Annotated in this window: 23 protein-coding genes; 13 read left to right on the top strand and 10 right to left on the bottom strand. The window is 36.9% G+C overall.

Features of this window, described 5'->3' with window-relative positions:
• Positions 1-110: 110 nt before the first annotated feature.
• A complete protein-coding gene (locus tag IE222_RS09500; RefSeq protein ID WP_223282637.1) occupies positions 111-2,957 on the top strand; it encodes a 2-oxoglutarate dehydrogenase E1 component in 2,847 nt (948 codons plus the stop codon).
• A complete protein-coding gene (odhB, locus tag IE222_RS09505) occupies positions 2,950-4,221 on the top strand; it encodes a 2-oxoglutarate dehydrogenase complex dihydrolipoyllysine-residue succinyltransferase (protein WP_191272098.1) in 1,272 nt (423 codons plus the stop codon). The genes IE222_RS09500 and odhB overlap by 8 nt, the downstream gene beginning before the upstream one ends.
• Before the next feature lie 46 nt (positions 4,222-4,267).
• Here odhB and sda read toward each other — a convergent pair whose 3' ends face one another.
• On the bottom strand, positions 4,268-4,393 hold the full coding sequence (gene sda / locus IE222_RS09510; RefSeq protein ID WP_370465031.1) for a sporulation histidine kinase inhibitor Sda: 126 nt from the start codon (positions 4,391-4,393) through the stop codon (positions 4,268-4,270).
• A 239-nt stretch (positions 4,394-4,632) separates the two neighbouring features.
• Between sda and IE222_RS09515 the strand changes: the two genes are divergently transcribed.
• Positions 4,633-4,836 (top strand): DUF6501 family protein, encoded by a 204-nt coding sequence (locus IE222_RS09515; protein ID WP_191272100.1) that lies wholly within the window; start codon positions 4,633-4,635, stop codon positions 4,834-4,836.
• A gap of 50 nt (positions 4,837-4,886) precedes the next feature.
• Here IE222_RS09515 and IE222_RS09520 read toward each other — a convergent pair whose 3' ends face one another.
• Positions 4,887-5,459, bottom strand: a complete 573-nt coding sequence (locus IE222_RS09520) for a YhcN/YlaJ family sporulation lipoprotein (RefSeq protein WP_191272102.1) — start codon at positions 5,457-5,459, stop codon at positions 4,887-4,889.
• 135 nt (positions 5,460-5,594) lie between these two features.
• On the opposite strand from IE222_RS09520, the gene crcB reads away from it, so the two are divergent.
• A complete protein-coding gene (gene crcB, locus IE222_RS09525) occupies positions 5,595-5,966 on the top strand; it encodes a fluoride efflux transporter CrcB (protein WP_191272104.1) in 372 nt (123 codons plus the stop codon).
• Between the two features lie 14 nt (positions 5,967-5,980).
• Entirely contained in the window at positions 5,981-6,340 is a 360-nt protein-coding gene (locus IE222_RS09530) for a fluoride efflux transporter FluC (RefSeq protein ID WP_191272106.1), read from the top strand.
• A gap of 34 nt (positions 6,341-6,374) precedes the next feature.
• On the opposite strand, the gene yidC is transcribed toward IE222_RS09530, so the two are convergent.
• The 4 genes from yidC to IE222_RS09550 all read right to left on the bottom strand — a co-directional run bounded on the left by yidC (position 6,375) and on the right by IE222_RS09550 (position 11,338).
• A complete protein-coding gene (gene yidC, locus IE222_RS09535) occupies positions 6,375-7,163 on the bottom strand; it encodes a membrane protein insertase YidC (RefSeq protein WP_191272108.1) in 789 nt (262 codons plus the stop codon).
• Between the two features lie 444 nt (positions 7,164-7,607).
• Entirely contained in the window at positions 7,608-8,336 is a 729-nt protein-coding gene (gene pflA, locus IE222_RS09540; RefSeq protein ID WP_191272110.1) for a pyruvate formate-lyase-activating protein, read from the bottom strand.
• Between the two features lie 57 nt (positions 8,337-8,393).
• A complete protein-coding gene (pflB, locus tag IE222_RS09545; RefSeq protein WP_191272112.1) occupies positions 8,394-10,619 on the bottom strand; it encodes a formate C-acetyltransferase in 2,226 nt (741 codons plus the stop codon).
• Positions 10,620-10,885: 266 nt separating this feature from the next.
• Positions 10,886-11,338, bottom strand: a complete 453-nt coding sequence (locus tag IE222_RS09550) for a cupredoxin domain-containing protein (RefSeq protein ID WP_191272114.1) — start codon at positions 11,336-11,338, stop codon at positions 10,886-10,888.
• 217 nt (positions 11,339-11,555) lie between these two features.
• Between IE222_RS09550 and mprF the strand changes: the two genes are divergently transcribed.
• Both mprF and IE222_RS09560 read left to right on the top strand, forming a co-directional pair.
• A complete protein-coding gene (gene mprF / locus IE222_RS09555; protein WP_223282633.1) occupies positions 11,556-14,081 on the top strand; it encodes a bifunctional lysylphosphatidylglycerol flippase/synthetase MprF in 2,526 nt (841 codons plus the stop codon).
• 116 nt (positions 14,082-14,197) lie between these two features.
• Positions 14,198-15,370 carry a D-alanyl-D-alanine carboxypeptidase family protein gene (locus tag IE222_RS09560; RefSeq protein WP_370465026.1) on the top strand — a complete coding sequence of 391 codons (1,173 nt, stop codon included), beginning with the start codon at positions 14,198-14,200 and terminating at the stop codon, positions 15,368-15,370.
• A 71-nt stretch (positions 15,371-15,441) separates the two neighbouring features.
• Here the strand turns inward: IE222_RS09560 and IE222_RS09565 are convergent, their stop codons facing one another.
• A complete protein-coding gene (locus IE222_RS09565; RefSeq protein WP_191272118.1) occupies positions 15,442-15,711 on the bottom strand; it encodes a hypothetical protein in 270 nt (89 codons plus the stop codon).
• 161 nt (positions 15,712-15,872) lie between these two features.
• Here IE222_RS09565 and IE222_RS09570 point away from each other — a divergent pair, with 161 nt between their 5' ends.
• The gene (locus IE222_RS09570; protein ID WP_191272120.1) at positions 15,873-16,361 is read left to right on the top strand and encodes an Hsp20/alpha crystallin family protein; all 489 of its coding nucleotides are present in this window, start codon (positions 15,873-15,875) and stop codon (positions 16,359-16,361) included.
• Positions 16,362-16,450: 89 nt separating this feature from the next.
• On the top strand, positions 16,451-16,882 hold the full coding sequence (locus tag IE222_RS09575) for a hypothetical protein (protein ID WP_191272122.1): 432 nt from the start codon (positions 16,451-16,453) through the stop codon (positions 16,880-16,882).
• 26 nt (positions 16,883-16,908) lie between these two features.
• On the opposite strand, the gene IE222_RS09580 is transcribed toward IE222_RS09575, so the two are convergent.
• Positions 16,909-17,151: a YkuS family protein gene (locus tag IE222_RS09580; RefSeq protein WP_191272124.1), complete on the bottom strand. Its 243-nt coding sequence runs from the start codon at positions 17,149-17,151 to the stop codon at positions 16,909-16,911.
• A gap of 101 nt (positions 17,152-17,252) precedes the next feature.
• On the opposite strand from IE222_RS09580, the gene IE222_RS09585 reads away from it, so the two are divergent.
• Complete coding sequence (locus tag IE222_RS09585; RefSeq protein ID WP_191272126.1) at positions 17,253-17,393, top strand: YuzL family protein; 141 nt, start codon at positions 17,253-17,255, stop codon at positions 17,391-17,393.
• A gap of 51 nt (positions 17,394-17,444) precedes the next feature.
• On the opposite strand, the gene IE222_RS09590 is transcribed toward IE222_RS09585, so the two are convergent.
• Together IE222_RS09590 and IE222_RS09595 are read right to left on the bottom strand one after the other, a co-directional pair.
• A complete protein-coding gene (locus IE222_RS09590; protein WP_191272127.1) occupies positions 17,445-19,064 on the bottom strand; it encodes an ABC-F family ATP-binding cassette domain-containing protein in 1,620 nt (539 codons plus the stop codon).
• Between the two features lie 367 nt (positions 19,065-19,431).
• The gene (locus IE222_RS09595; protein WP_191272129.1) at positions 19,432-20,034 is read right to left on the bottom strand and encodes an SCO family protein; all 603 of its coding nucleotides are present in this window, start codon (positions 20,032-20,034) and stop codon (positions 19,432-19,434) included.
• A gap of 239 nt (positions 20,035-20,273) precedes the next feature.
• Between IE222_RS09595 and IE222_RS09600 the strand changes: the two genes are divergently transcribed.
• From IE222_RS09600 to IE222_RS09610, 3 genes are read left to right on the top strand one after another with little or no spacing between them, the layout of a single operon-like run.
• Positions 20,274-20,699, top strand: coding sequence for a hemerythrin domain-containing protein (locus IE222_RS09600; RefSeq protein ID WP_191272131.1), 426 nt, complete (start codon positions 20,274-20,276; stop codon positions 20,697-20,699).
• A gap of 38 nt (positions 20,700-20,737) precedes the next feature.
• A complete protein-coding gene (locus IE222_RS09605; RefSeq protein ID WP_191272133.1) occupies positions 20,738-21,049 on the top strand; it encodes a hypothetical protein in 312 nt (103 codons plus the stop codon).
• 15 nt (positions 21,050-21,064) lie between these two features.
• Positions 21,065-21,340, top strand: a complete 276-nt coding sequence (locus tag IE222_RS09610; RefSeq protein WP_191272135.1) for a hypothetical protein — start codon at positions 21,065-21,067, stop codon at positions 21,338-21,340.

Raw genomic sequence — 21,340 nt, forward strand, 5'->3', positions numbered from 1 at the left:
ACACATCATAGAAATATATTGACTTATGTCAATTTGTGATTTCTATTTTTATGACATGATAAGGAAAAAGAATTGTTTAGTGGTACATACCGGGATAAGGGGGATTGATGATGACTAGTCGAAATCAAAATAACAAACATATCCTAAACGATTTTCTTGGTCCCAACCTAGGCTATTTAATTGACCAATTTGAAAAATATAAACAAGATCCTCTTTCAGTGGAGGAAGAAATGCGATCTATGTTTGCAGAAATGGATGAAGCTGACCTATATGAACTCGAACCGTCCATTACAGGTGAATTAAATATTCAAACGGTTGAGAATGAAAAAATGTACGCTGCCATAAAACTAGCTGATCAAATTAGGACTTATGGACATTTAGCTGCTGATATTTATCCATTAGGAAACCATCAGCCGGACAAGACCCATATAGATCTTGAAAGTTATGGATTATCTGAAAATGATTTGCAGGCATTGCCAGCTGGAATAATTTCTAAAAATCCGATGCTAGTAAATAAATCTGCCTATGAAGCAGTGGAGTATTTAAAACAAGTTTATACAAAAAAAATTACTTACGAATTTGATCATATTCATGATAGTAAAGAGAGGAATTGGTTGGTTGAAAGAATAGAAAATAATAATAACCAATTTTATTTCACCAAAGAAAAAAAGCTGAAATTATTAAATAGGCTAATTGAAGTGGAAGAATTTGAGAAATACCTCCACAAAACGTTTGTAGGGCAAAAACGTTTTTCTATTGAAGGGCTCGATATAATGGTGCCGTTAATTGATGAAATTATTGCCAAAGCGGTGGATGGCGGAGCTGACACAATTAATATTGGGATGGCACATCGAGGGAGGTTAAATGTTCTTGCCCATGTTCTAGGAAAACCTTATGAAATGATCTTTGCTGAATTTCAGCATGCCCCAAATAAGGAGCTAGTTCCTTCCGAAGGGTCGATTGGAATCAATTTTGGCTGGACAGGGGATGTCAAATATCACCTTGGTTTGAACCGCGAGCTCAAAGGTATAAATGAAAAGACGGTCAAGATTACCCTTGCCAATAATCCAAGTCATTTAGAATATGTAGGTGCTGTGGTTGAAGGATACACTCGTGCTGCTCAGGACCAAAGAAATCAAGCTGGTTATCCAAGTGAGGCTTTCGAGTCGGCCCTTGCCATATTAATCCATGGCGATGCGGCCTTTCCGGGTGAAGGGATTGTCGCTGAAACGTTAAATTTAAGCCGTTTACGCGGGTACCGGACAGGCGGAACTATCCACATAATAGCAAATAATATGATAGGTTTTACCACTGAATCATATGATTCCCGTTCGACCCGCTATTCCAGTGACTTAGCGAAAGGATTTGAAATTCCTATCATTCATGTAAATGCTGATGACCCTGAAAGCTGTATACAAGCAGCATTAATCGCTGCAGAATACCGGACGGTCTTTCAAAAGGATATCCTAATTGATTTAATTGGGTATCGCCGGTTTGGCCATAACGAGATGGATGAACCTATGGCTACGAACCCTAAGATGTATCTGCTTGTGCATAAACATCCAACTGTCAAAGATCTTTATAAAGATAAGTTGTTGACAGAAGGTATTGCCAATGAACAAGAAATTGGCGAATTAGAAAAGGTTATTTTTCAAAAGCTGCAAGATGCAAAGCAGAAGGTTTCGGTGAATAAAGATGAAGAATTCCTCCTTCCAGACCCGCCTGACTTTGATAGAATCACGATGAAGCTTGAGACGGGCGTATCGATGGATACATTAAAAAGGATGAATGAAGAGTTACTTCAATGGCCGGAAAAATTTCATGTATTTAACAAGCTTGAAAAAATTTTAAAAAGACGAACAACTGCATTTGACGAAAACGGTAAGGTCGATTGGGCACTAGCAGAAACCTTGGCGTTTGCTACAATCTTAGCAGATGGTACACCGATTCGCTTTACAGGGCAAGACACAGAGCGCGGAACCTTCGCACACCGAAATCTTGTATTGCATGATGAACAAACAGGTGAAACCTTCCTGCCCCTGCACAATTTATCATCAGTAACAGCATCATTCGCAATTTATAATAGTCCTTTAACCGAGGCGGCTGTTGTTGGTTTTGAGTATGGCTATAATGTGTTTTCACCAGAGACATTAGTGATATGGGAAGCGCAGTTTGGAGATTTTGCAAATGCTGCACAGGTCATGTTTGATCAGTTTATTGCTGCAGGCAGAGCCAAATGGGGGCAAAAATCAGGGCTCGTCATGCTGCTTCCTCATGGGTATGAGGGACAGGGACCAGAACATTCTAGTGCAAGGCCGGAGCGCTTTTTACAAAACGCTGCTGAAAAGAACTGGACCGTTGCAAATGTAACAAGTGCCGCTCAGTATTTCCATTTGTTACGGCGTCAAGCGGCACAATTGACAAGGGACGAGGTAAAGCCGCTCGTTCTCATGTCCCCAAAAAGCTTGTTGCGAAATCCCCTTGTCGCTTCGTATGGTTCTGAACTTAGTAACGGCACCTTTGAACCGGTGTTAGAGCAATTTTCATTTTCAAGAAATGATACACAAGTTGAACGACTTGTCCTATGTACGGGGAAAATTGCCATTGACATTGCAGAAGAGGTAAAAGGGGGAGAGGGTTTTGAGTGGCTACAGGTTATGAGGCTCGAGGAGATTTATCCATTTCCTACTGAGAAGTTAAAACAACTTTTTGCGAAGTATCCTAATACGAAAGAGGTTTACTGGCTTCAAGAGGAACCAAAAAACATGGGGGCATGGACATTTGTGGAACCACGGATTAATGAGCTTACTTTAAATGATATTAAAGTACAATATATCGGTCGCCGCCGGCGTTCGAGTCCATCCGAAGGAGAGCCGACTGTTCATAAAGTAATTCAATCAAAAATATTATCCGCTGCATTATCTAGAAGTGATGAAGGAGGTAATAGAAATGGCTGAAATAAAAGTACCTGAATTAGCTGAGTCGATTACCGAAGGGACGATCGCTAAATGGCTGAAAAATGTTGGTGAGTATGTAGAAAAAGGGGATTATTTACTTGAACTAGAGACGGATAAGGTTAATATTGAGGTTATTTCTGATTATTCTGGAACACTAACAGAACAGAAATTCAGTGAAGGAGATACAGTTAAAGTTGGTGAGACCATAGCAACTGTGAGTGAAGGGGGAGCAGGAACACCTTCTGCAGCGGAAAGTAAACCACAAGAAACACAGGTTGAAACGGTAAAACCAGAAATTTCAGCTGCAAATAAGAATGAACCTGCGGATGAAAAGCAAGTAGAACATGGGAAAGATCTGACCCAACGCCCAATAGCATCACCTGCAGCACGAAAATTGGCCAGGGAGAAAGGAATTAATTTGCAAGAGGTGCCAACTCCTGATCCATTAGGAAGGGTTCGGAAACAGGATGTATCCTCATTTGATTCAAATGTTTCGCGCAAACCAGCATCAACTCCGAAAATGGTGCCAACAGGAGGACAGGGGAATGTAGAGGACACTTCAAAACCAATCGTCTATGAAAGAATGTCCCGAAGACGACAGACGATTGCCAAGCGGTTGTTGGAAGTAAAGCAGACAACTGCTATGTTAACAACCTTTAATGAAATAGATATGACTGCTATAATGGACTTAAGAAAACGTCGTAAAGATAAATTTTATGAGGAGCATGATGTGAAGCTTGGATTTATGTCGTTCTTTACAAAAGCTGTCGTAGCAGCGTTAAAGAAGTTCCCATTATTAAATGCGGAAATTCAAGGCGATCAGCTGTTGCTTAAAAAATTTTATGATATTGGCGTTGCGGTTTCAACGGATGAAGGACTAGTAGTTCCTGTTGTCAGGGATGCCGACCGCAAGTCATTTGCTGAAATCGAAGGCGATATTATGCAGCTTGCCGAAAAAGCTAGATCCAACAAGTTGTCATTAAAGGATTTACAAGGCGGAACATTTACCATTACAAATGGCGGAGTTTTCGGCAGCTTGCTGTCAACGCCGATTTTAAATGGTCCACAGGTTGGTATACTAGGCATGCATACCATTCAGCTTCGGCCGGTAGCGATTGATAAAGAAAAAACAGAAAACCGTCCAATGATGTATCTAGCACTTTCTTATGATCATCGAATTGTGGACGGTAAAGAAGCTGTTAGTTTCTTAGTAATGATTAAGAAATTATTAGAAGATCCAGAAAAGCTGCTGCTTGAAGGATAAAATAATAAAAACCGCTGAACTTTATAATTTCAGCGGTTTTTTTTGTTTAACGATTTTTAATTGGTTTTAATCCTCTTCGTTCAATTTCCTGTTTTAAAATTTTTATCCATTCCTTTTCCTTTCCAGACTTTAATGCATCCCGATACGAAACAACCAACTGCTCGTTACTCATAATTTTCAATGTGTGAATGCCCTCCTCGGAAAATGGATTGAATATTCAGTTTTTATTATTGTAATGTTTATTTCCCGTTTTGAGAACCCCTAAAACATCCTTTTCACAAATTTGTCAGTTTTTTTCTAACATCTTAGATTTTAATAAAACCTCCAATGAAGTTTACTCAATTGTTGCACTATAATAGTCCTTTTTATTATACTTATATCGGTACAAAGAATTAAAGGACGGTGGCAGCATTGATTCATTTAACTTGGCGTGATCGGGAGACGATAAAAAAGGTAAAATGTATTCATACGGATGCAAAAAAATATATTGTCGACCAAGTTCTTACCGTGGGAAATGTTTATGATGTAAAAAATGAAACGGAAGAATTTTATTACATTATTGATAATTCCGGAAAAGTAGGCGGTTTCTACAAGGAATATTTTCAGGATGTATAAAATAAAAATGCCCGGCTAATGAATGCCGGGCATTTTTTCTAATTTAACAACTACCGTGCATCTGGAAATACTCTTCGGATAGTCTCTGTAAATTCATCAAAGAATCCTGATAATGGTCGTCCTTTCCGAATGTCTCCGGCATAATTATTGAAGCGGTCATAAAAATCAGGGTTTACTGATACATAAACACGATCGATATCGCTATCCACGGATTTTACAGCCCTTGAAATTTGATTTTCAATATCTGATGTCAAACCATTTCGTGAGGCCTGGTCTAATTTTGCTGCCACATATGCATTGTTTTCAGTCACAATCACGTTTGCACGGTCAACATCTGGCAGGTTCGCCACTTTTCTTGCTGCATCATCGGCAACACGCATTTTTGAATGATTATCATTTCTGACATCAAGTAAATCATTGTTTCGTTTTGCATTATAATCTTGTCTATTATCCCGTACGTCTATACCGGTAATGGCTTGCCCTCCATTATTCAGGGCATTGTAATTCACCCTTGTTGGTTCATTTGCATTACGATAGGCAACATCATCGTTTACATTATTTCTTGCACAGCCTGTTAAATAAAGACTAAAAATTAGGGTTGTAATGAACAATCCTTTTTTCATCTTTTTTGCACCCCTTTATTTGAGTTGTACATATTTAGCATACCGTGCAAAATAAAATCTATCCTAAAGAATAAATGGAAAAGCCCGAGGATATGGTAAAATGAAGTATATTTTGGAAAATTGGAGTGTTTTAGGATGACTTATCTCTTTGTAGGTGTCGGGGGCATGATCGGAAGTATTATACGTTATATACTATCCACTACAGCGGAGGAATTTGGAAGTTCAAACTTTCCTTATGGAACATTATTAGTGAACTTGTCGGGGGCATTTTTATTAGGATGGATTACAAAAAAATTTGTTAATCTAAAAAAAATCCCTCCGCAAGTTTTGACGGCACTAACAACTGGGGTGATCGGGTCTTATACAACATTTTCAACTTTTTGCTTGGAAACAATCAGGTTAATGCAAGAAGGGGATTATTTATTTGCACTTTTATACATATTAATCAGCCTTTTTGGAGGACTTTTTTTCGTAAGAATCGGTCTAAAATTGGGCGAATCAAGATAGGTGGATTTATAACTATGACAGAGATTCTATTTGTTTCAATCGGCGGTTTTTTCGGGGCAATTTGCCGGTTTGGATTAAGCAGACTGTTGAAAGGAACATCCGGGTTTCCTTATGGAACATTTGTTGTAAATTTATTAGGGGCATTTTTATTGGGGTTAATAGTTGGTTTAGAGCTCCACGGCCATATTTATACACTTGCAGGCGTAGGCTTCATGGGGGCTTTTACAACTTTTTCCACATTTATGCTTGAATCTGAACAGATAAAAATGGCAGGTAAAGATGCGTCATTTTACGTATATGTAGTATTGAGCCTAGCATTAGGATTGGGCATATTATTCTGCGGCTTGATTATTGGAAATAGCTTGGATCTATAAAAAAGAAGCACCGGCAACGATGCTTCTTTATCACTTATTTATGATTAGCCTGAACGATTGGCTGTTTATTTCGATAAAGCTTATGGCTGATAATTGTTTGAATAGTTAAGAATGTTCCCCCGACTACCCAATAAAGCGGCAGTGCTGCAGGAGCACTAAAGGAAAACATTACAATCATCAGAGGGGAAAGCAGTCCCATGAATTTCATTTGATCTTGCTGCTGCTTTGGCATACTTGATTGTGACACTTTAAATTGGAAGTAGTAAACCAATCCAGCAATTATGGTAATAATAATATCTGGATGTCCTAAACTGAACCATAAAAATTTATGTGTGGCAATTTCTTTTGAACTGCGAATGGCATAATAGAAAGCAGTTAAAATTGGCATCTGAATAAGAATCGGCAGACAACCCATATTAAGTGGATTAACGCCATGTTTTTGATAAAGTCCCATCATTTCAGCTTGCAGTTCTTGTTTCTTCTTAGGATCTTTTTCAGCCTTCATTTTCTTTTGAATGGCATCCATTTCCGGTTTCAAAATGTCCATTTTTTCTTTCATGTCCATTTGTTTTTTATATTGCTTTAGCATTAATGGCATTAGTGCCAATCTGATAATAAGTGTAACAATGATAATCGCAAGCCCATAGTTTCCATTAAATAAATCGGCAATAGTATTAATAATAGTCGAAAAAGGCTCAACGAAATAATGATGGAAGAACCCTGTATTATTTTCGTTTTGTGACTGTGAAGAACAAGCAGATAATAGTACGCTTGTTGCTAGTAATAGAATGACTGTAAAAATTGAAGATTTTTTTGTTTTCATATTTCCTCCTAAAAATTATGATTAAATTGTGAATGCAGGAAGGAGGGAAATAGGCTCCTCAGATTCATCCTGAGGGCAATCTTTTCTTCGAATATATTTAACAACTCGGGTTAGGAAAATACTTACATATAAACCGTTTCTTTTCTTAGTTAGAAAAAACGGGTGAATAATTTTTGTGTTTTTGACATAGGAAGAAGAGCCATTTAAAGTATACTCAACACCCCATATCCAAAGATATTTCAGGACCAGTCCGAAGTAAATACTAACGTATAAAGCGTTTATGGTATTAATATCTGAGTGGTCGATAAGTAGTTGGAACAAAAATTTCACCTCGCAGCAAGACTATCAAATAAGCCAATGATAAGAGTATATAGGAGAATAACCAAATAATCAATTTAAAAAAGACACTAATTTAATGGAAAATTAGTGTCCGACAGTATATTATCATTGTTTTGTTAGCATATGCTGTGCGTATTTAACCTGTTCCTCTGATGGGGGGGTAACATGTTTTAATGGATAATCATGACCCAATGCCTCCCATTTATAAACACCCAGTTTGTGATATGGAAGAATCTCGATTTTTTGGACATTTTGAAGCGTTCGGATGAATGCTCCTAATTCTAGCAAGTCAACTGGGTCATCGGTAACCGTGGGAACGAGGACATGGCGAACCCAAACAGGTACTTTTTGATCTGATAAGAATTTAGCGAATTCTAAAATATGGTCATTTGGCATTCCAGTAAGTTTAATATGCTTTTTGCGGTTAATATGCTTCAAATCAAGCAATATTAAGTCGGTATATTTTAAAAGTTCTTCAAGCTGCTGGATAAAAAGTTTAGAATGGGTAAAGCAGCCTCCGGAAGAGTCAATAGTTGTATGAATCTCTTTCAGTTTGCATTGTTTAAATAATTCGATTAAGAAGGGGATTTGCAGCAGAGGCTCGCCGCCGCTAACTGTAATCCCGCCTCCTGATGCTTGGATAAATGGGAGATAGGATTCCAAATCATTCATGATTTCGGAAACAGTCATTTGTTTGCCTGAACCGATTTCCCAAGTATCGGCATTGTGGCAAAATTGACAGCGCAGCAAGCACCCTTGAGTAAAAATAACATAACGAATTCCAGGTCCGTCGACTGTTCCTAATGTCTCAATCGAATGAATATTTCCGATCATGATTTTTTTCCTCCTATCTGTTTAAGCCAAAGAGTAATCTAATAGAACTGTTGATTGTTATAATGATTCGTGGAAAGTTCGGTTAATAACATCAAGTTGTTGTTCTTTTGTAAGTTTGATGAAATTAACAGCATATCCAGAAACACGAATGGTTAATTGCGGGTACAACTCAGGATGCTCCATTGCATCTAACAATGTTTCGCGGTTAAAGACGTTTACATTTAAATGATGTCCAGATTTAATAGAATAACCATCTAGTATTGAGACTAAATTACTTACCTGACTTTCTTCTTCTTTTCCTAAAGCTTTCGGAACAATTGAGAAAGTATTTGATATCCCATCCATTGCATAACTGTATGGGAGTTTAGCAACAGTAGATAGCGAGGCAAGTGTTCCTTTTGTGTCGCGACCATGCATTGGATTAGCTCCAGGTGCAAAAGGTTCTCCCAAACGGCGTCCATCAGGTGTATTCCCCGTTTTCTTACCATAAACAACATTTGAAGTAATTGTTAAAACAGATAATGTATGAACGGAGTTCCGATAAGTCACGTGTTTGCGTAATTTTTTCATAAAGTTTTCCACGATTTCAACTGCGATGCTGTCCACTCGGTCGTCATTGTTGCCATACTTAGGGAAATCTCCGTTAGTTTCAAAGTCGACTGCAAGACCGTTCTCGTCACGAATAACCTTTACTTCTGCGTATTTGATTGCACTAAGAGAATCAGCAACAACACTTAAACCAGCAATTCCTGTTGCCATAGTCCGTAAGATTTGAGTATCATGTAAGGCCATTTCAATTCGTTCGAAGCTATATTTATCATGCATATAATGAATTATATTTAATGTATTTATATAAAGTTCGGCAAGCCAATCCATCATTTGATCGAATTTCTTCATGACATCTTCGTATTCGAGTGTATGACCAGTAATTGGACGGTATTCTGGTCCTACTTGAATATTTAATTTTTCATCAATGCCGCCGTTAATGGCATAGAGAAGTGCTTTTGCTAGATTAGCACGGGCACCGAAGAATTGCATTTGTTTGCCGATTTCCATTGCCGATACACAGCACGCAATTCCATAATCATCGCCATATTCAAGCCTCATAATATCGTCATTTTCATATTGAATTGAGCTTGATTTGATGGACATTTTGGCACAAAACCTCTTAAAATTCTCAGGAAGCATTGTGGACCACAATACAGTTAAGTTAGGTTCTGGTGCTGGACCAAGGTTATCAAGAGTGTGAAGGAACCTAAATGAGTTTTTTGTCACAAGTGGACGTCCGTCAATGGCCATCCCGCCTATTGATTCTGTCACCCATGTCGGATCACCGCTGAATAGTTCGTTATAATCAGGGGTCCGGGCAAATTTGACGAGACGGAGCTTCATTACAAAATGATCGACTAATTCTTGTGCCTCTTCCTCCGTTATTGTGCTGTTTTGCAGGTCTCTTTCAATATAAATATCTAGGAACGTAGACACACGGCCAAGGCTCATGGCGGCACCGTTTTGTTCTTTAATGGCGGCTAAATATCCGAAATATAGCCATTGGAAGGCCTCTTGAGAATTGTTAGCCGGTCCGGAAATATCGTATCCATAGCCATTGGCGAGTTCTTTTAATTCCTTTAAGGCACGGTATTGTTCAGACAGCTCTTCACGCAGCCGGATTGTATCTTCTGTCATTACCTTGCTGGTCAGAATAAAATCCTTTTGTTTTTCTGCTATTAAGAAATCTACACCGTATAGAGCTACACGGCGGTAATCCCCAATGATACGTCCGCGGCCATAAGCATCTGGAAGGCCAGTGATAATCCCTGCTTTACGAGCTAGTAGCATTTCATTTGTATAGGCATCAAAAACACCCTGGTTATGAGTTTTTCGGTAATCTGTAAAAATTCTTTCAATTTCTGGGTTTAACTCATATCCATAAGCTTCACACGATTGCTTTGCCATTCGAATTCCGCCGAAAGGTTGTAATGAGCGATTAAATGGCTTATCTGTTTGGACACCGATAATCTTTTCAAGATCCTCATCCAAGTAACCCGGACCGTGAGAGGTGATAGTAGAAACTGTTTCGGTGTCCATTTCCAAGACACCGCCTTTTTCCCGTTCTAACCTAGAAAGTTCCAATACTTGATCCCATAATTTTTGTGTTGCTTTTGAAGCGCTGGTTAAAAATGAGTCATCACCTTCATACGGTATAAAATTTTTTAAGATAAAGTCGCGAACGTTTACTTCCTTTGTCCAAAGTCCTTCTTTGAATCCTTTCCATTGTTCCATATTAATCACCTCATAATATTATAAAATTGTATAACAGATGGAGTGTTTTCTCTATGTATTAAGTATAACAGTTAACTTTAATGAAATTGGTTGGAAATGTTAAGATATTGTGAATCCTGCCGATATTGAGGTTTTTAAAGGAGGAATTTGAACGTTTTATGAACTGTATTATCTGATGGAGTTTGTTCTGTATTATAAAATATTTTCAAATGAGAAATTGTTATAATATAAGAACACAAAAAAACAGAAGAAATCAATCTTCTGTTCTAATCGACAATAATATAAGCAATCATCGGACCATTGTGGTCTCTACTGGAATGGACCTCGCAAATTAACCGATAGGTTCCTTCCTTATTAAACTGGAGCGGGACTATTGTCTCTTCGCCTTTTTTCACTTCACCTTTTATTTCGGTCCCTTCAATATAAAAAGGGTGCTTTTCACCGTTTATTCCACTAATAAATAGGTTAACCTTCTCGCCCTTTTCTAAAAAGATTGTTCCTGGGTCCCATCTATAGGCTTCTAATTGTTTTCCATTTTTCATTGTGGTCTTAAACTCAGCCGTCACCATATGAATTTCACGAATATTATCTTCTGATTGTTGATTAAACACAGCCGTATCGCCGGCTTTTAGCACAAACCATGTGGATATAGCGGCTAACATAATCCCTACAGCTAAAAAAAAGATGAAAGTTTCCTTCTTAAAAACTAGAAACTTCAAATCAAACCCTCCTCTACAATTTGTCCTCATCTATTCTTATGCAGTAGAGGGCAGAAAACTTGTCTACTTTTTTCAATTTCTATTTTTATAGGGAAAATAGCTTATGATTGAACAGAGGAAAAGCTGTCAAAAATAATAAATATAGGTATTATTTCTTTGTTTTTCATGTCGAAACGTTTATAGTAAAAACAGGAATAAAAAATAGGTGGTTTTCTTGTTGGGGATTAAAAAAGAAAAGATCATTAAAGGAATCAAATTTATTTTCCCATTGTTTTTATTGATTTTCGCTATTAGTGAAATAAGGAAATTTACCAGTGATTTAAATGGGGAATTACTTAAAAATGAATTGAATCAATTAAACGCCTGGGTCATATTATTCATTCTAATAGTTACATTCGCGGCGGTTTTGCCAATGATTTTTTATGATGTGATCTTAGTACGAGTCCTAGGGATTAAAGTCCCGAAAAGGGAACTATTAGAGCAGTCTTTCATCGCTAACTCGTTTTCTAACTTAATTGGCTTTGGCGGCTTAATTGGAGCCATGTTAAGGACATATTTTTTTCACAAGCTTGAGAATGATAAACGAAGACTATTAAGCATTATTGCTTCCGTATCCCTTTTTTACTTAACTGGCATCTCTGTATTAGCTTGGATCGTGACCATCCGTTATCGGAATTTCCCCTTGTTTATTGATGTTAAATGGTTATATTTTGCCGTGTTAGGTGTAGGTCTATATCTCCCTGTTTTTATTATCATTCATTTGATCAACGCAAAAAAGAAAAACCAGCCGCTTCTTTCGAAAAGTGCAGGGATAAAGCTGATTGTTGTTTCAATTGTCGAATGGTTTGCCGTGTTTATCGCTATTTATATTCTAAGCAAAATCTTAGGAATTGATATTTCGTTTGAAAAGTTATTTCCCGTTTATATTGTTTCGGCTTGTGCAGGAATTATTAGTATGATTCCTGGTGGACTTGGTTCATTTGATCTCGTTTTTATTTGGGGCATGCAGGATTTGCATATTCCGGAGGAAAAGGTTTTGGTTTTACTCCTTCTGTACCGGATTGGGTATTATTTTATCCCATTTTTAGTTAGTTTGGTATTCTTCGTCAAGCTGTATTGGGAAAAGTGGAATAAATCGTGGAATGATTTACCGATGTTAATTCTTCAAGGGTTAAGCCATAGTGTCTTGACCTTGCTCGTTTTTTTATCGGGGCTTATTCTACTGTTATCAGCAAGTGTCCCGGGTATTATGTCAAGGCTTAGAGTCGCGCAGGAGCTCTTGGCATTACCAATTATTAACGTGTCCCACCAGCTTTCCGTAGCAGCAGGTTTTTTATTGTTAGGGTTATCACGCGGAATTGAGTATAGTGTGAAACGGGCTTATGACTTAACAATGTTTGCATTAATTTTAGCGGCTTTATTCTCGATATTTAAGGGCATTGATTATGAAGAGGCGATTTTTTTAATAATTGTAGCCCTCATATTAAGAATGTCAAAGGGTCAGTTTTATCGAGAAAGCTATGTGCTTACATGGGGAAAAACGATTTTTGATATAATGGTTATTCTAGTCATTACATCGATGTACCTGATTATTGGCTATCTTAATTTGCCAAGCGCTAAAGTCGCTATGCCGGAAAAATTATTGCCCTATGTGATTGTGGATCCTCATGATTTATTTACGAGTGCCTTAATAGGACTGATCATTGCCTTTATGATTCTGTCTGCTGGCTATTTATTTAGTCTTCCTAAAAGGTGGAAATTTGAGGAATCAATCTATCAGGAAGCAGAAATACTCAACCATTTTCGTAAATATAAAGGAAAGGTCTTATCCCATTTAATTTTATTGCATGATAAATACATTTTTTGGAATAGAAAAAGAGATATATTAATTGCTTTTCAACCATATGCCGATAAATTAGTTATTCTTGGAGAACCTATTGGAGAAAAAAGCGAGGTTTCAAATGCAATTGCCGAATTTCAGGAAATTGCCGATTTATATGGTTATACTCCAGTATTTTATCAAATTAGTGAAGAAATGTTGCCGCTTTTGCATAATCATGGTTTCGCATTCTTTAAGCTGGGAGAAGAAGCTTTCGTCGATTTAAAGACCTTCTCTCTTTCAGGGATCAAAATGAAAGGATTACGGGTAATTCAAAATAGATTCAGCCGCGAAAAGTATGTTTTTGAATTACTGGAACCTCCATTTACAGACGAATTATTGCAAGAATTAAATGAAATTTCCGTTGATTGGCTTCAAGGAAGAAAAGAGAAGGGGTTCTCGCTTGGCTATTTTGATGAAAATTATTTAAATAAAGCACCAATTGCCATTGTTAGAAATAAAGATTCCCAAATTCTCGGCTTTGTCAGCATGATGTATGTTTATGATGAACAAACCATTTCAGTAGATTTAATGCGCTTTAAACATGATGCTCCTGCAGGTACCGTTGATTATCTTTTTCTTTCTTTAATTGATTGGGCGGAGAAGCAGGGATATGAGCGTTTCAATATGGGCATGGCCCCATTAGCAAATGTAGGCTTATCGAAATTTTCCTTTTTAAGCGAAAAAATTGCTGCCCAAATTTTTTTACATGGTCATGTAATTTACCATTTTCAGGGATTAAAATATTTTAAAGAAAAATATACCAATATTTGGGAAGCAAAATATTTAGCTTATAGAAAGAAATCATCGTTGCCATTTATTATGGCGCAAATATCACTGTTGATTTCAAGAAAAAAAATCTAATAAAAAAAAACGGTAAGGAAGCTCCTTACCGCTTTTTTATAACTTTTTATGGAAAATCTCTTTTTTTCTGGCAGCAATCTGTTAAACTAGATTAGGATAATAGTACTAATATAAGGGTGTTGGTTTTGAGCAGGATTTTATTTATTATTTCTCTTATTGTTCTAATTTTTTCAAGCCAAATAACAGTTTATGCCAAAATAGAACCGAAATTGGCCTTAAAAAGCGAAGCAGCTGTGCTTTTGGATTCAGAAACAAATGCAGTTCTTTACAATAAAAATGCGGATAAAAAGATGTATCCGGCGAGTTTAACAAAAATAGCCACAGCCATTTATGCTATTGAGAAAGGTAACTTGGACAGTATTGCAACTATCAGTGCCTATGCCGTTAGACAAGATGGGACAAGAGTTTATTTGGTTGAAGGAGAGAAGGTTCCTTTAAAAAAGCTGGTTCAAGGAATGCTGATTAACTCCGGAAATGATGCCGCCGTTGCAGTTGCAGAACAAGTAGATGGCAGCGTAGAACAATTTTCCAAACATATAAATGATTATTTAAAAACAACGATTGGTATCCAGCATACCCATTTCACAAATCCAAGCGGCTTATTTGATAAAAACCATTATACAACAGCTCAGGATATGGCATTAATTACTAATTATGCGATCAAAAATCCTTTGTTTATGGAGATTTTTGGAACAAAAAAACTGCATTGGAAAGGGAAATCATGGGAGACAAATATTCTTTCTCATCATAAGATGCTTTTAGGCGAGTACCCATTTGCTGGCATAACCGGGGGGAAAACGGGGTATACAACAGAATCTAAACAAACATTGTCTACCACGGCTGATAACGGGAAAATCAAGTTAACAGCCGTGGTCTTAAGGTCCGACCTGAAACGTGATAAATATGACGATACAGCATTATTATTTGACTACGGATTTCAATCTTTTAAGCATGGGATGATTAAACAAGGAGAAATATTTAAACAAGGAGAAAAAGAATTTTTTCCTGACAAAGATATTTTTGTAACAGAAGATGTTCAAGGAACAACCAAGGAAATTAGCGATGATGGAGTTCTATCTATAAAAAACCATAAAGGTTATGTGCTGCAAATGGTGGAATTAAAGCAGTTAGAACCAAAGCCAGCCATTGTCCCGGAAAAAATCCCAGAAGTGAAAGTTAAAGAAAAAGAATATAAAGGTAATGAAAGCTATGTATTTTATGGACTTTTGCTGGCGGCCTTTGCTGCTTTCCTGTTCGGTACTGTAAAGAAATTTCCAAAAAAATATTAGATGATTAAAATAGGCAAGGGAAAAGGACAATCCTTCTCACTTGCCTATTTTTTTGTAAGCAAAATTAAAAATTAATCTACATCAAGATTCGTTTTAATAGCTGGAGATGTTGATTCAAAAGAAGAGGGTGAGTCGATCTGATCTCGGTCATCGACAAAACTTCTGGTTGCAAAGAAATCGCTATGATCGCCAAAGTTTTGGCCGTAGCCCTGATTTTTTTTATCGGAATTATGCCACTCAGCGAGTAGATTTTGTCCAATATTAACCGCCGAAGCATTTTCGAAGGAATTAATTTTAATCATAAATATATTTATATTAATATATGGAGCCGGAGTGGGCATGTCATCTCCTCCTTACAGTTGGTTTAAATATATGCAGGGATTAGCCGTTTATGAGATGTAAGCGTAAAAGTTGGCTTAAATTATCAAATACATAAGTATGATGTAGTAATAGACAATAGGAGCATAATTGTTCAAGAATGGTTAAAAGGAGGGGGAGCTGGATGGATATGGAGAAATTAAAGCAATGGATGGATGTCGCTAAAAGTATGCAGGGAGGCGATTTCTGGGGGAACATTTTTGATCAAGAGTTTGCCAAGCAATTCATGAATGAACAACAGATGAAAGGTCCGTTTCCCGGGACAAATCAACAAACTTCCCGGGAAGAGAGCCCCTCACGGACGTTCCCTACAATTGATATATTAGAAGGGGAAGAAGAGGTCATCGTGATCATTGAACTGCCTGGAGTTTTGAAAGAAAATGTAGAACTAGGATTAAACAACAATATTTTGACCGTAAAAGGCAAGGTGCTCCCCCTCCATCCTCATTTAAAGATTACTTATACTGAAAGGTTTTATGGGGAATTTCAGCGTCAGGTTACTTTGCCCGATTCCATCACGCCAAATGAAATAAATGCGAAATTTTGGAATGGGGTTTTGATTGTCAGATACCCAAGGATACATGAAAAAGGCGAAATTATTCCAATTGAATAAGTCGATATTAAAGTCCTTTTGTACATGTTTCACAAGTTTTTCCCATATACATGAAATAAGGGAATAAAAAGAGGAGCGTTTTGAAGGATATGTCTATAAAAAATTTTTTCATCCTATTTCGCAAAAATGAACAGGAAAAGGAATTACGAAAAAAACTGTCCATTTTAGAATTAAATATTAAGGAACTCAAAACAGCTCTTCACGCTCTTCAAAATCAAACCCAGCCCGAAAAGACCCATAAAACAAATGAGCCTCCAATCATTATCGAGAAAATAAATATTGAAAAAATTATTTTAGATAAATATGAACTTAATAATAATTTTGGCCAACTTGGAATAAAGGAGCTAAAGGGAAAATTAAATATTGGCGCTACGTATGGAGGAGAATTTGCACCAAAGCTCGAAGAAGAAGAAAGCGAGCCTAAAGTAGAGAAAGAGAAAATGAATGATGAATCAGAGGATGAAAAAGAAAGAGGGCCGAAAATAAATATTAAGGCTAAAAAAGATAATAAAAAAGACTAAAGAAGCCCTTTAGTCTTTGAAAAATATTATTGAAGTCTGCTTTCTACTTCCCGGCAAACTTCATCTGCAGACATTCCGTTAGCGTCAATAACCGGAGCTTTTGTAACGGTATCATGCATTCCCATAACATTGGAATCAAGACCAGTTACAACACAGCAATCAACATTTCGTGCATCTGATTCCTGTTTTATTTCCACCACTTCATAACCCTTTTCACGTAAAGCCTGCGACACATTTGTAAGCGATTGTTCTACTCCAATCTTTGCCATACAAAACACCTCCTCTGACCATTATCATGCCTAAGTTTTACGGAAATATACAGGTATAATGAGTACATTCCTTTCAAAAGATAGAAAGGGAGGTGTTTCAATTGGGTAAACGAAGCAAGCGAAAAGCAGATCCATCTACGATTGGCCTTGGCTCACCTCAGGTAGAAGGTCAAGGGACGACAAATTTAGAAACAGGAACAAGAGAAGAACCCTCTTCTAGAAGAAAAAAGAAAAGCTATTAAAGCAAAATATAAAAAAAGGGCACCAAGAAATTTGTGGTGCCCCGCGGCATTCTATTTATACATTTCTGCTACTTGTTTTTGAATCTCAGCATTTTCTAAATATTCATCATAGGTCATTTGCTTGTCAATTAGACCATTTGGTGTAAGTTCAAGAATGCGGTTAGCAATCGTTTGAATAAATTGATGGTCATGGGAGGCAAACAACATAGATCCTTTAAAGTTAATCAAACCGTTATTTAGGGCTGTAATTGACTCAAGATCTAAATGGTTTGTCGGCTCATCTAATAGCAGTACATTCGCCCCGCTTAGCATCATTTTGGACAGCATGCAGCGAACTTTTTCTCCTCCGGAAAGGACGCTGGCCTTCTTTAATACTTCTTCACCGGAAAATAGCATTCGCCCTAAAAATCCGCGCAAAAAGCTTTCGCTTTGGTCATTAGGTGAAAATTGACGCAGCCAGTCAACAAGATTAAAATCGCTGCCTTCAAAATATTCGGAGTTATCCTTTGGAAAATAAGCTTGGGAAGTAGTAATTCCCCACTTATAACTGCCGCTATCCGGTTCCATTTCACCCATTAATATTTTAAATAGGGTAGTTTTTGCGAGTTCATTTGTTCCAACAAGGGCAATTTTATCACCTTTATTCATAAAAAAGCTGATATTATCAAGAACCTTAACGCCATCAATAGTTTTTGACAAACCTTCCACTCTTAATAAATCATTTCCGATTTCACGCTCTGGTGTAAAACCTACATAAGGATAACGGCGTGACGATGGTCTGATATCATCAAGCGTAATTTTATCCAATAATTTTTTCCTTGAGGTTGCCTGCTTTGATTTCGAGGCATTGGCACTAAATCTGGCAATAAAGTTTTGTAGTTCTTTAATTTTTTCTTCTTTCTTCTTGTTTGCATCTTGGGTCAGCTTTAAGGCCAATTGACTTGATTCATACCAGAAATCGTAGTTTCCAACATAGATTTGAATTTTCCCAAAATCCAAGTCAGCAATATGAGTACAAACCTTATTAAGAAAATGACGGTCATGGGAAACAACAATTACCGTATTTTCGAAGTTAATAAGGAACTCTTCAAGCCATTGGATAGCTTTAATGTCCAGGTGGTTTGTCGGCTCGTCAAGCAGCAGAACATCAGGTCTGCCAAACAGTGCTTGGGCAAGTAATACCTTTACCTTCTCAGCACCTGTTAATTCTGCCATCTTTTTATAATGAAGTTCTTCCTCGATTCCAAGACCTTTTAGCAGGATGGCAGCTTCCGATTCAGCTTCCCAGCCGTTTAACTCTGCAAATTCACCTTCTAGTTCTGCGGCTTTCATGCCATCCTCATCGGTGAAATCTTCCTTCATATAAATGGCATCTTTTTCTTGCATTACCTGATACAGTCTCGTATGACCCATGATGACAGTCTTTAATACTTCAAAATCCTCGTATTCAAAATGGTTCTGTTTTAACACAGCCATCCGTTCATTCGGGCCGAGCTGGACCGTTCCGGTTTGCGCTTCAATTTCGCCGGATAATATTTTTAAAAACGTAGACTTTCCAGCGCCATTTGCGCCAATTAGACCATAGCAATTCCCAGGGGTAAATTTAATATTTACATCTTCAAAAAGCTTGCGGTCTCCATATCGTAAACCAACATTACTAACGGTAATCATTTATTACATCCTCCAAAAAACATATTGCTACCCATTATACCATTAATAGAGTAGAAGGGCGAATATTTCAAAATGAGACTAAGAAGAAAAATTTTCAAAAAAATTTTCCTTGTTTTCATACTTTATTCATAATTTTATTGTAAAATTAATCTAAGCAGGATTTAAAGAAGGTGAGAGTGTGGCAAAAAAACAGCTGACTGAACTCGTGAACAAATTAAAAAAAGCAGGGATTAAAGCGAGTTTGACTAAACCAAAATCTAATTACCTTATATCTTTACAGCAACTTAGAAAATATCCTTCTTCCGTGAATTAATAGGAGATTAGATATAAAAAGCGATTAATCTTCGAGACTAACCGCTTTTTTTATTTACTCGATTTTATTCATAATTTGGTCATATACTTCTTGTTGATTAAAATCTTTACCCATTGGAAACTTTGCAACAAATTTATTGTTTTCATCTACTAAATAAGTAAAAGTGGTATGAACAAATTGTCCATTACCAGGATCTTTATATTGAAATTGAAGGGCATCAGTAATTTGTTTTATTTTCTTTTGCTCAGCCCTAATATTTTCTTTTTCTCCAGTCAAAAACACCCACTGATTTCCATTTTCAATTCCAAACCCTTTCATATAACGAGATAATACTTCAGGGGTGTCCCGATAAGGGTCGATTGTAATGGTAATAAACTCTATTTTCCTTCCAAACACGCCTTTTTGCTCCAAATCCTTTTTCAAACTAACCATCTTTTGTGTAGTTGTCGGACAAACGTCTGGACAGTGTGTATAAATAAATTCAATCAGCTTTAATTTCGTTTTATCTTTGCCAAATGTATATGATTCTCTGTTTTGGTTGATTAAGGTTACATTGGATGGTATTGCCGCATTGGCATCTCGTATTAGAAAGAATGATATGCCAGAAGCAATTCCAAGAAATATCGCCAGACCGCAAATTAGATAAATCTTTTTCATAAATGAGTCCCCTCCTACTAATAAGATAAAGAAGTTTTATTGAAATTGATATGGATAAATTGTGAACATATGAAGTAAAAGGCTGTCCGTAGTAGGCAGTCTTTTTTATTTTTAGACATATTTTAGCCAGAAAAATAGATTAAGTAGTTTATATCACTTATTTAAGGGTAAGTCTTATGGATAAGAATACCAATTTTAGTATATAAGTTCACTAGGTGAGCAGAAAAAGGAGGAGGCGTATGTCAGGCCCGAGTTTAAAGAAAAAGGATGCCCATACTTCGATTCATGAAGCAGCATTGAATGAGGCGAAGGAATTAAGAGATCTTTTGCAAAAATGTCTTAGAAATGGAGAAGAGAAAAAGGCAATACAGGTTGCGGAGATTACCATTGAGCATTGGGAATCAAGAACCCTTAAGCATGCGGAGGCAGAGGAGGAAGGGTTATATAAGGAAATGGCTGCCATAAACCCTAAAGTAGAACATCTTGTTGCCCAATTGACACGTGATCATGATCTTATGCGGCGGATTGTACAGACAATGAAACGAGAGCTGGAAACACAAACTGTTGACGAACGAATGTTAACGTTATTGGATTGTCTCGTAATCATTGATGAGATTCATAATGATGATGAAATGAATAAACTTCTAGCAAATAACGAATGTTAAAAAAGGTAAATTAAGGGATTTGTGGCAGGTGAGATAAAATGAGTAAAAAGGATGAATTAGAGGAAAAATTATTAAGGTTTGCGCTTCCTGCACTGTATAAAAGGTTGGTTGATATTTTTTCTATGCTGAACTTACATCCTCATGATGTTCAAGCAACTGTTATAAAGGAAGAATCTGGCTTTGTAGTTACCTTAAGATTTGCGGCAGATTTTTCGCAGTCTATTTCCACTCATATAAACTTTGAGCAGGCAAACAATCCAGATGAAGAGGTAACTCTTTTTTTCGAAGAAGCAGCAGAGAAATGTAAGACACGTTTAATATCAGACTATTATAAAATGATTAAATTATAGAAGGAGATGGCATGCTTGTTTTCGTTTGAATCGGATACCACACTGGTGGAGGACCGGGAAGATTTAATTGCTGTATTAAGAATGAGGTTTGGAACTGTATCTGGTGAGCTAATTGAGCAAATCTATAAAATTGATGATATGAATACATTGCAGCGTCTTATTTTAGCAGCTGCAAATGCAGCTAATTGGAATGTCTTCAAAAATGACCTTCAAGCTGGAGAAAACTCATTTCGTTTAATGGGAGAAGATTATAATCCATTGCGAGATTTCCTAAAAGGGCGTGAAGCATAA

Source organism: Neobacillus kokaensis (assembly GCF_014656545.1).
GTDB lineage: Bacteria > Bacillota > Bacilli > Bacillales > Cytobacillaceae > Neobacillus > Neobacillus kokaensis.